Here is a 10679-nt window from a genome sequence, read left to right as displayed (position 1 = left end):
CGCAACCAAAATGGTCCCGTGGTGTAGCGGTTAACATGCCTGCCTGTCACGCAGGAGATCGCCGGTTCGATCCCGGTCGGGACCGCCATTTTTTTTTTTTTGCCGGTGTAGCTCAGTTGGTAGAGCAACTGACTTGTAATCAGTAGGTCGTGGGTTCGACTCCTATCGCCGGCATCATCCCTTGGAGGGGTAGCGAAGAGGCTAAACGCGGCGGACTGTAAATCCGCTCCTTAGGGTTCGGCGGTTCGAATCCGTCCCCCTCCACCATTTTTAGGGGCATAGTTCAACGGTAGAATAGAGGTCTCCAAAACCTTTGGTGTGGGTTCGATTCCTACTGCCCCTGCCAGGTTTCTAGGTACTCGTTATCAAATACTGCCGTGATTATATATAGTGGCGGTTGTGGCGAAGTGGTTAACGCACCGGATTGTGGTTCCGGCATTCGTGGGTTCGATTCCCATCAGTCGCCCCATTTTAATAATTGGGGTATAGCCAAGCGGTAAGGCAACGGATTTTGATTCCGTCATGCCTAGGTTCGAATCCTAGTACCCCAGCCATTCATTTTTTAATATGAGCCATTAGCTCAGTTGGTAGAGCATCTGACTTTTAATCAGAGGGTCGAAGGTTCGAGTCCTTCATGGCTCATCATTTTTTATAAATGCGCCCGTAGCTCAATTGGATAGAGCGTCTGACTACGGATCAGAAGGTTATGGGTTCGACTCCTGTCGGGCGCGCCAAAAAAGCCTAATAGTATCGGAATGTAGCTCAGCTTGGTAGAGCACTTGGTTTGGGACCAAGGGGTCGTAGGTTCGAATCCTGTCATTCCGACCATCTTTCCTAACAAGGGGCCTTAGCTCAGCTGGGAGAGCGCCTGCCTTGCACGCAGGAGGTCAGCGGTTCGATCCCGCTAGGCTCCACCACTTATATATTACGGAGGTATACCCAAGTTCGGCTGAAGGGATCGGTCTTGAAAACCGACAGGCGGGTAACACCGCGCGGGGGTTCGAATCCCTCTACCTCCTCCATATTTTTTTTCGGGTCAGTAGCTCAGTTGGTAGAGCATTAGATTGAAGCTCTAAGTGTCGGCGGTTCGATTCCGTCCTGACCCACCATCTGCGGGTGTAGTTTAATGGTAAAACCTCAGCCTTCCAAGCTGATGTCGTGAGTTCGATTCTCATCACCCGCTCCAAAATAATGGGCCTATAGCTCAGCTGGTTAGAGCGCACGCCTGATAAGCGTGAGGTCGATGGTTCGAGTCCATTTAGGCCCACCATTATTCCGAAGTAGCTCAGTTGGTAGTAGCACCTGACTGTTAATCAGGTTGTCGCAGGTTCGAGTCCTGCCTTCGGAGCCACGGCCCCTTGGTCAAGTGGTTAAGACACCGCCCTTTCACGGCGGTAACACGGGTTCGAATCCCGTAGGGGTCATCAAGCATGTTGCACGTTTGTGCAACATGCTTTTTTTTTATGCCAACTATAAGTCAAAAAAGGATTATCCCTCGTTAAGGAAGTTTTATTTCTAATGGACACGCCATAACGTCTATTCCTAAATATTGCGAAGGGCTTAATCATGATAAACAAAATTGCAAATGTAACTGAAGATATCCTCTTGTTTAATCTATTTCTGCATACAAAAACGATTTACCCTCTGCAATTCCCCAAAATTTTTATAATACCACTTCAAAGGAAGCTATGTATCTTTTACCTACTCCATTTGAGCACAAAGCCTGATTTCGGGCAGCAATTATGCCAAGGCATATTTTTATAAAAAGAAGAGCTGATATGGAAAATTGAACAAAGTATTTCATATATAAAATATGTATGTTTTCTTGCAGATTTTTTCGTGGTGATAATAGTTCCATTCCTCTAATATGAGGATAGATGGAGGAGTTCGATATGAATTTACATGAAGTACAACGATTTTTAGAACTTTATCAAGTAGAGCAAAACGAGTCAAAAACATGGCTAGAAAATAAATTACAGCATATTAAAACGGCTGGAGAATATATACCGACAACGGAAGAATTAATCTTTGGTGCACGAGTGGCTTGGCGTAATAGTAATAAGTGTATTGGTCGACTGTTTTGGCAATCGCTGCATGTTGTAGATGCCCGTGATATTTCACATGAAGAGGATATCTTCAATGCTTTGCTTAAACATATTCAATATGCCACAAATGATGGGAAGATTCGTCCAACAATAACGATTTTTGCACCAGGGCGAGTTCGTATATGGAATCATCAGCTAATCCGCTATGCTGGTTATGAAACAGAATCTGGAATCGTTGGTGATCCGCATTCCGTTGAGTTTACAAAAGTATGTGAATCACTTGGCTGGCAAGGTGAGAGAACAGCATTTGATGTACTTCCGATTGTTGTACAGGTAGATGGTAGAGAGCCACAAGCGTTTATAATCCCTGACGAATATGTACTAGAGGTACCGATTCGCCACCCTGAATCTTCACAAGTAGAGAAGCTAGGATTAAAATGGTATGCAGTGCCGATTATTTCGAGCATGCGCTTCCAAATGGCAGGTATCGATTTTGAGGCAGCCCCATTCAATGGTTGGTATATGGGTACAGAAATTGGGGCACGTAATTTAGCAGATCATGAGCGTTATAATATGCTGCCCGCTGTAGCAGAAATTTTCAACCTCGATACAACCAAACAGGCTTCTTTATGGCGTGACCGAGCATTAGTTGAGCTAAATATGGCAGTTCTACATTCTTTTAAAGAAGATGGTGTGAGCATTGTAGATCATCATACAGCTGCACAGCAATTTAAATTGTTTGAGGAAGCAGAAGCAGCAGCAAATCGTGAGGTTACAGGCAATTGGACATGGTTGATTCCACCCCTTTCTCCAGCTACAACTCATATTTACCATAAGCCTTATGTTAATGTTTACAATACACCGAACTATTTTTATCAGAAACCACCTTACTAATAGAGAAAGGCAGCTCACGTTAACTTATTTCAGCGGGTGTCCAAACATCTGCTGAAATAAGATCATGAGCTACCTTTTTTAATTTACATATTCATTTTTAGAAGCCCTAAATGAACATAAGAAGAGTATCAATACTACGACAACAAATAACCAACCAGCCGTATTCCAGCCACCAAATAAATCATGCAAATAACCAAATAAGATTGGACCGATTGCAGCTAATAAATACCCTAATGATTGCGCAAAACCTGATAAATCAGCTGCTTCAAAAGCGGTACGGGTACGTAATGTAAAGAACATCATCGCTAATGAGAATGAAGCTCCTCCGGCTAAGCCTAGTAGCACCATCCAAAGTATAGCGAGGTTTGTCCATTCCATCACTAGTCCGATAAAGCCAATTAAGTAAAATGCCGTAAACATGAATACGAGAGGTCGTTGAGATGTCATTTTACTAGCGATAATAGGCACCGCTAATGCCATTGGGACTTGTGAAAATTGCATGATGGAAAACATCCATCCTGCACGATCTGCAGCTAATCCTTGTGCTATATATATTTCAGGAATCCAAGCAGCGGTTGTATAGAATAATAATGACTGAAATCCCATAGTTCCCGCTACTGCCCAAGTAACAGGTGATTTCCATAAAGGTGTACGTTTTTTCGTAGTTTTAACATTAGGTTCAGGCTTATTAAATTTCAACTGTGGAATCCATATTAAAATAGTTAACGCCACGAGAACAAGTGCGACTGCCAGTGCACCTTGCCAGCCAATTGATGAATGGGCAACAGGATAGCTAATGCCAGCACCGAGTCCAGCTGTCAAATTCATCGACATTGTGAAAAATGCCATAAGTAAACCTACGTGAAAGGGAAACTTCAGTTTAAGCAATCCTGGAATAAGTACGTTACCGAATGAAATGGCTATACCAATTAGCGCAGTACCAAATACGAGCAAACTAGTTGTTCCGAGGGAGCGTATTACAATCCCTAACGCCAAAAGAATAGTCGATAAAAATAATGTTAGTTCTAGCCCGATTTTACGTGCGACAATTGGTACAAAAGGTGAGATGATTGCAAATGCTAACAATGGGATTGTTGTTAGAAAGCCCGCTAGTACATTGGATATGCCGAGGTCTTCGCGGATAAAGGAAATAATAGGTCCAACAACTGTTAGCGGCATCCGTAATGTCGAGGCAATACAAATTACGCCGATAACTAATAATAAGGTTGTACCTTTCCAATTAATTTTCCTGCTAGGATAAGTATCGGTATGTTCATGAGTAGCCAAATAAATCCCCCCTGTTAGAACAATTATGATTGAACCACTATACCACTTTATCACAATAATAAAAATAGTAGAAAATTCATAAAATATAGAATGTTACTTGAGTTATTGAAATGTCATAGGTTGTATGTTAGAATAATATCCATCGTAAATTTAATAATTATATGCCTCATGTTTATAATGAGGTAGAGGTCGCGGTATTTAAGAGTATGCTAATGGAAATGACAAGCATTAGAGATATTAGTTGAAAGGAAATACCGCCGAAGTGTGAGGGGACTTGAAAACCTCATGCTGGGGCTGTCTCCGAAAGGAACAGAACTGTCACGTTTGAACAACGTGTTGAGCTATCATTTTGAAAGAACAGAGGATTTACTTAGCCATCACAGCAACGTTCATGTGATGGCATTTTTTTGCCTCTTATAAAAGGAAGGAAGCTATATCATGAGTGAAATAAAAGTCAATCAGCTCGGCCATAAAGCGCCTAAGCTGAAAAAGGAATTAAAAAGCCGTCATATTACAATGATTTCATTGGGCGGTACAATCGGTACAGGATTGTTCTTAGCTAGTGGTGGTGCCATTGCACAAGCAGGCCCTGGCGGTGCACTACTCGCCTATGCATTAATCGGTATCATGGTGTATTTTTTAATGACGAGCTTAGGCGAAATGGCAGCTTATATGCCATCATCGGGTTCATTTAGTACGTATGCTACAAAATTTGTAGACCCAGCTCTAGGCTTTGCGCTTGGCTGGAACTACTGGTACAACTGGGCAATTACAATTGCGGCAGAAATTTCTGCTGTATCATTAATTATGAAATATTGGTTCCCAGATAGCTCATCAGCACTTTGGACTGTTTTATTTATTGCTGTCGTTTTAACGTTCAATCTATTATCGGTAAAAAGCTATGGTGAAAGTGAATATTGGTTTGCCATGATAAAGGTTGTAACTGTCATCATTTTTATTATCATCAGTTTCTTAATGATTTTTGGTATTTTAGGAGGAAACGCTCCGGTAGGCTTTACGAATTTCTTTATCAGTGATGGACCATTCCACGGTGGATTTCTTGCTACATTTGGTATTTTCTTAGCTGCTGGATTCTCGTTCCAAGGGACAGAGCTACTTGGAATAACAGCAGGTGAAACAGATGATCCTGGTAAAAATATTCCGAAAGCTGTTAAGTCTGTTTTCTGGAGAATTCTTTTATTCTATATTTTAGCGATCGGTGCAATTGGGCTGCTGATTCCATTTACAGACTCACGTTTGCTATCTGAAGATATCGCTGTTTCACCATTTACACTGGTGTTCGACCGTTTAGGAATTGCCTTTGCTGCTTCATTGATGAATGCTATCATTTTAACGGCAATGCTGTCAGCAGGGAATTCAGGGCTGTACGCATCTTCTCGTATGCTTTGGCAATTGGCAGTAGATGGACATGCACCGAAATTTTTCGCTAAACTAAGCCGTCGAGGTATTCCGATTTACGCATTACTGGCGACTTTAGCTGTAGGCTCCCTAGCATTTTTAGCTTCATTCTTTGGTGATGGTGTAGTCTACATGTGGCTTCTAAATGCCTCTGGGATGTCTGGCTTCATTGCTTGGCTAGGAATTGCATTTAGCCATTACCGTTTCCGTCGAGCGTTCGAGGTACAGGGATTAGATCCGAAATTGCTGCCGTATAAAGCAAGGCTATTCCCATTCGGCCCGCTATTTGCCTTTACGGTTTGTATGATTGTTGTTATTGGACAAAACTACAATGCCTTTATGGGTAATACAATAGACTGGTATGGAGTCTTTGTCTCCTATATCGGTATTCCACTGTTCTTATTCTTATGGCTTGGCTATAAAATCAAGCATAAAACAAAAATGCATCCATTAGAGCAATGTGATTTAAAAGTCGAATAATAAAAAATAAAACTGTCCTGTGAGTCATAAAAATGACTTGCAGGGCAGTTTTTTTAGTTAAATAATAAATTTGTAATTCTAGATGTACAATCAAAATACTCCAAATGAACGATTAATCTTTAAGCTCCAAAACCTCGTACCCCCATAATTGCAATCATCGATCCGTAGATGACAAGAATAAGCAAAATGATGAGTAATCTTAAATATTTAGATATACCTTTTTGTTTTGATCGAATTCCGGATATCCCAAAATATATACTCATTATCCAAAGTAGAGCACCTACATAAAAGTAAATCCCAAAAAATACCGTTCTTACTTAATGAACTAGCATAAAACAATAACAATCCGATAATACAAAATGCAATAGAAAAAAACTGTAATTCCTTCTAAAAGTCATTTCTCCAGTCCTTTCTAAATTATTTGGATTATTGCTAACAATATACCAACCAATACATATGACAAATCTGCATTTTAGGCTTCAGATAAAATTACTGGAGAGAATAAAAAGAGGACTTTAGTTTCTCGAATCGTCCCCACTTTTGGTGCACAACCTTAATATGGTAAAATGATAGATAAATAACACATCATCAAATTTTGGGTAGGACATTTGTTGAAACGTATACCATGCATATAAGTTGATTGGAGTGGAGGCTGGGCGACTCCTTGGGGATTAGCGATAGAGGAACGAAGGCTAAAACCATCACGTCCTGTGATAACGCCTTCGTGACCAACATCCTGCTGCTGACGCTTCGTTAGCACTACGCTTTCGCGCAAAAAACATCTGTTGCCCCAAGCGGCTCATCGGACGCCCCCAGGAAGCTCTGCTCTGCGCGAAAGCGAAGCGTCAGCGGCAAATGTTTTATCTGTGCGAAAGCGTAGCGACAGCAACAAATGTTTTATCTGTGCGAAAGCGTAGCGACAGCAACAACAAAGCGCCCAGCTGGAACGGAAATCAACCCCTCTTTGTGGTGATGATCATAGTAATGACAAGTCATATATAGACTGCTTTATATTAGGAAGAGGTGCATGAACGTGCAAAAGCATATTTTACTAGTAGAAGATGACGAAGCCATTCGTGAAATGGTAGAAAGCTATTTAACAATGGAGGGATTCCATGTTACCACTGCAGTAAATGGAGAAGAAGCCTTACAATATTGTTTAAACAAACCCTTTGATTTAGTGATTTTGGATATTATGATACCGAAGCTTAATGGATTAGAAGTTTTAAAGATTATACGAGAGCAAGCATCACTTCCAATTATCATTATGTCAGCCAAGGATAGTGATGTTGATAAAGCGTTAGGGTTAGGATTAGGGGCAGATGATTATATTGCCAAGCCGTTCTCGATGCTGGAATTTTCGGCACGTGTTAAAGCCGCAATTCGAAGAGCTACGAAATACTCCAGTCAAGTAGAGGAGAAGAAAGATATAGTAGAGATAGACAACTTATCGATCGACCTAATTAATTTTTCAGCTGAGAAGAATGGACAACAAGTAAAGCTCACATCAAAGGAATTTGCTATCTTAAAATTATTCGTGACAAATCGTAATCGAGTTTTTACAAAGCAGCAAATATATCAATTGATTTGGAATGATGCTTACTATGGAGATGAAAATATTATTAATGTACATATAAGAAGATTGCGCGAAAAAATTGAAGACGATCCATCCAATCCTAGGTATATTAAAACGCTTTGGGGAATCGGCTATAAATTTGAAGGGTAAACATCATGATGATTATATTTCTATTACTGATTATTGTGTTACTCGTAGGAATTATTATTTTTCAAGTGAAAGCAAAAAAACAACAAGATGCTACGATTCAATACATGCATCAAAAACTGCAAGTAATCATTGATGAACAGTCGAGCGAAAAGGTTTTAGTATCGACAGCTAATCAAGAATTACAGCAGTTACTGATTACGATGAATGCATTGTTAGACCACAATCAAAAAGTGTTGGTAACGCATCGGAAAATGGAAAGCTCCATGAAAAAGATGTTGGCCAATATATCACATGATCTTAAAACACCTTTAACAGTTGTACTAGGTTATACGGAAATGCTGCAGCTTAATCAGGCACTTAGTGACGAGGAGCGGCAACGATTACTCACTGGCGTTCATTCGAAAACATTGGAAGTATTAAAAATAATCCATACATTTTTTGATCTGGCAAAATTGGAGGCTGGAGATACAGATTATCCAATGACGAAAATTAATGTAAGTGAAATTTGCCGGAAAAATATTTTATCATTTTACGATATGATCACGTCGATGGGACTAGAGATTGATATAGCAATACCAGAGATATCCTTGAATGCACTTGGCAATGAAGAAGCGTTAGATAGGGTTCTGAATAATTTATTGTCAAATGCTATTGCCTATGGGGCGGCGGGAAACATTATTGGACTTACAGTAAGAAATGATGATACGAATATTTTTATTGATGTATGGGATCGTGGTAAGGGAATTGATGAATATCATATTGATAATGTTTTTGAAAGAATGTATACGCTTGAGGATTCCAGAAATAAATCCTTCCAAGGGAGTGGTCTTGGCTTAACGATTACAAAACGTCTAGTAGAATTAATGGAGGGCTCCATCCAGCTTTCCAGTATCCCATATGAGAAGACTATTTTTACAGTTTCTTTAAAACGAATGACATACTGAGCAGTCATGCTTGTAGAGCATTTTAATTGCTTTACAAGCTTTTCTTATGCGCTTAAGAAATTTGTAAGAATCAAGTAATAAATTAGAGAGTTTCATTTTTTATAATAAGGATAGTTAAATTTAAAGGAGAGATTTACATGACATATATTGTGAAGACAAATCAGCTTACGAAAGTGTTTGAGGGGAAAGAAGTCGTTTCGGCTGTTACTATGCATGTGAAAAAGGGAGAGATATACGGTTTTTTAGGTCCTAATGGTGCCGGGAAAACCACTGTCATGAAAATGCTGACTAACCTTACGAAGCCAACGAGTGGAGATATTGAAATCTTTGGTGAGAAATTACACGACCGCTCATACGAAGTGCTGAAAAGGATGGGGACGATTATTGAATATCCGATTTTTTATGAAGATTTAACAGCACTGGAAACCTTAGAATTACATTGCGAATATATGGGCTATTATGACAAGAAAGAAATTGCGCATGTTCTAGATTTAGTAAAATTAACAAATACGGAGAATAAGCGAGTGAAAGACTTTTCTCTTGGGATGAAACAACGATTGGGTATTGCACGTGCAATTATTACGAAGCCGGAATTACTTATTTTAGACGAGCCGATTAATGGACTAGATCCAGTCGGCATTAAAGAACTTCGAGAGCTATTCAAGATGCTTTGTAAAGAGTATGGCATTACCATTATGATCTCTAGTCACATATTGGGTGAAATTGAACAATTGGCAGATACAGTTGGGGTTATTAAAGATGGAAGATTAATTAAGGAAGTATCAATGGACGCTGTCAATCGTAGTCAAACAGATTATATTGAAGTGACTGTCAATGATGGGGAAAAGGCTGCCTTTATTATAGAAAGTAAATTAAATATTACTAATTTCAAACTAATGGATGACAATTGTATTAGAATTTATGAATCGACAGCTTCACAAAAGGTGCTATCTAAAACATTGATTGAGCATGATATTGAAATTGAGGGCATTAGCAAAAAAACAAGCTCATTAGAGGATTACTTCTTAAAGCTAATCAATGGAGGTGTCGCTAGTGCTTAATTTAATGCGGCTAGAAATGAAAAAATACCATATTGGTTCATATATAAAACGAGCTGTTTTCGCAAATTTTGTGATATTAGCTATTATATTTATGCTTATATTTATCACTAAAATAGAAGGGGATCAAGATTTTAGAACTTATCAGACGGCATTTAGCCTTATAGATTCAGGTGTAAGAGCAGTATTTATTATTTTTGCTAGTGTGTTAATCGCCAAGTTTATTATTGGAGAATTTAAATATAAAACTATCACCGTAGCATTTATGTACCCGATCAATAGAAAAAAACTAATTGCTTCAAAGCTTGCCATTGTTGTTCTTTTTACCTTTAGTGCAATTATTTTATCGACTATTTTTGTCACAGCGATTTTTTGTGCTGTTAGTGAGAGTTTCCAATTGCTTCCGGATACATTATCGGTATCTCTCATAATACAACGAATTCCCGCTGTGATCATGAATGCAGTTTCAGCATCATGCATTGCATTAATACCATTGTATTTCGGTATGAGAAAATACTCCATTCCGGCAACGATTGTTTCATCTATATTAATTGTATCAGTTGTATCATCAAATTCGGGTAACTTCACCTTGTATGATATTATTTTCATACCCATCACTTTAGCTATTATCGGTATAAGCGTGGCCTACTTATCATTTCGAAATATTGAGAAGATAGATATTTAAGGGAGAGAAATAGCGCATTGTAGTAGGGGTGACAATTGGTAAAACGTATGCCATATATAAGTTGATTGGAGTGGAGACTGGGCGACTCCTTGGGGATCAGCAATAGAGGAACGAAGGCTAAAACCATCACGTCCTGTGATA

Annotated in this window: 7 protein-coding genes, 16 tRNA genes and 1 riboswitch; of the genes, 22 read left to right on the top strand and 1 reads right to left on the bottom strand. The window is 39.3% G+C overall.

Annotated features, from left to right (window positions below; translation table 11 throughout):
* The first annotated feature begins 12 nt into the window (after positions 1-12).
* The 17 genes from ACFXN8_RS25575 to ACFXN8_RS25495 all read left to right on the top strand — a co-directional run bounded on the left by ACFXN8_RS25575 (position 13) and on the right by ACFXN8_RS25495 (position 2939).
* A tRNA-Asp gene (locus tag ACFXN8_RS25575) sits at positions 13-88 on the top strand.
* 13 nt (positions 89-101) lie between these two features.
* Positions 102-174, top strand: a tRNA-Thr gene (locus tag ACFXN8_RS25570).
* A gap of 9 nt (positions 175-183) precedes the next feature.
* Positions 184-267 (top strand) — tRNA-Tyr (locus ACFXN8_RS25565).
* Between the two features lie 5 nt (positions 268-272).
* Positions 273-346 (top strand) — tRNA-Trp (locus ACFXN8_RS25560).
* Positions 347-393: 47 nt separating this feature from the next.
* Positions 394-469, top strand: a tRNA-His gene (locus ACFXN8_RS25555).
* Between the two features lie 10 nt (positions 470-479).
* Positions 480-554, top strand: a tRNA-Gln gene (locus ACFXN8_RS25550).
* Between the two features lie 15 nt (positions 555-569).
* Positions 570-642 (top strand) — tRNA-Lys (locus tag ACFXN8_RS25545).
* A gap of 15 nt (positions 643-657) precedes the next feature.
* A tRNA-Arg gene (locus tag ACFXN8_RS25540) sits at positions 658-734 on the top strand.
* Positions 735-751: 17 nt separating this feature from the next.
* Positions 752-828, top strand: a tRNA-Pro gene (locus ACFXN8_RS25535).
* 13 nt (positions 829-841) lie between these two features.
* Positions 842-917: transfer RNA gene (locus ACFXN8_RS25530), tRNA-Ala, on the top strand.
* 12 nt (positions 918-929) lie between these two features.
* Positions 930-1022 (top strand) — tRNA-Ser (locus tag ACFXN8_RS25525).
* An 11-nt stretch (positions 1023-1033) separates the two neighbouring features.
* Positions 1034-1109: transfer RNA gene (locus ACFXN8_RS25520), tRNA-Phe, on the top strand.
* A gap of 3 nt (positions 1110-1112) precedes the next feature.
* Positions 1113-1186: transfer RNA gene (locus tag ACFXN8_RS25515), tRNA-Gly, on the top strand.
* 7 nt (positions 1187-1193) lie between these two features.
* A tRNA-Ile gene (locus tag ACFXN8_RS25510) sits at positions 1194-1270 on the top strand.
* A 4-nt stretch (positions 1271-1274) separates the two neighbouring features.
* Positions 1275-1351 (top strand) — tRNA-Asn (locus tag ACFXN8_RS25505).
* Between the two features lies 1 nt (position 1352).
* Positions 1353-1424: transfer RNA gene (locus ACFXN8_RS25500), tRNA-Glu, on the top strand.
* 468 nt (positions 1425-1892) lie between these two features.
* The gene (locus ACFXN8_RS25495) at positions 1893-2939 is read left to right on the top strand and encodes a nitric oxide synthase oxygenase (protein ID WP_376078364.1); all 1047 of its coding nucleotides are present in this window, start codon (positions 1893-1895) and stop codon (positions 2937-2939) included.
* Positions 2940-3017: 78 nt separating this feature from the next.
* On the opposite strand, the gene ACFXN8_RS25490 is transcribed toward ACFXN8_RS25495, so the two are convergent.
* Entirely contained in the window at positions 3018-4226 is a 1209-nt protein-coding gene (locus ACFXN8_RS25490; RefSeq protein ID WP_386848211.1) for a CynX/NimT family MFS transporter, read from the bottom strand.
* Between the two features lie 175 nt (positions 4227-4401).
* A riboswitch (Lysine riboswitch) is annotated at positions 4402-4578 on the top strand.
* Positions 4579-4664: 86 nt separating this feature from the next.
* On the opposite strand from ACFXN8_RS25490, the gene ACFXN8_RS25485 reads away from it, so the two are divergent.
* From ACFXN8_RS25485 to ACFXN8_RS25465, 5 genes are all read left to right on the top strand, one after another.
* On the top strand, positions 4665-6125 hold the full coding sequence (locus tag ACFXN8_RS25485; RefSeq protein WP_386848210.1) for an amino acid permease: 1461 nt from the start codon (positions 4665-4667) through the stop codon (positions 6123-6125).
* A 1033-nt stretch (positions 6126-7158) separates the two neighbouring features.
* Positions 7159-7851, top strand: coding sequence for a response regulator transcription factor (locus ACFXN8_RS25480; RefSeq protein WP_386848213.1), 693 nt, complete (start codon positions 7159-7161; stop codon positions 7849-7851).
* An 8-nt stretch (positions 7852-7859) separates the two neighbouring features.
* On the top strand, positions 7860-8795 hold the full coding sequence (locus ACFXN8_RS25475) for a sensor histidine kinase (protein ID WP_386848212.1): 936 nt from the start codon (positions 7860-7862) through the stop codon (positions 8793-8795).
* A 137-nt stretch (positions 8796-8932) separates the two neighbouring features.
* Positions 8933-9856, top strand: a complete 924-nt coding sequence (locus tag ACFXN8_RS25470; RefSeq protein WP_376078375.1) for an ABC transporter ATP-binding protein — start codon at positions 8933-8935, stop codon at positions 9854-9856.
* Positions 9849-10538 (top strand): ABC transporter permease, encoded by a 690-nt coding sequence (locus tag ACFXN8_RS25465; RefSeq protein ID WP_386848209.1) that lies wholly within the window; start codon positions 9849-9851, stop codon positions 10536-10538. The genes ACFXN8_RS25470 and ACFXN8_RS25465 overlap by 8 nt, the downstream gene beginning before the upstream one ends.
* Positions 10539-10679 lie beyond the last annotated feature (141 nt).

The sequence above is a fragment of the Lysinibacillus sp. NPDC059133 genome, assembly GCF_042755925.1.
Lineage (GTDB): Bacteria > Bacillota > Bacilli > Bacillales_A > Planococcaceae > Lysinibacillus.
The sequence above is the reverse complement of the archived record's forward strand: the minus strand, read 5'-3'. Positions and strand labels throughout refer to the sequence as shown.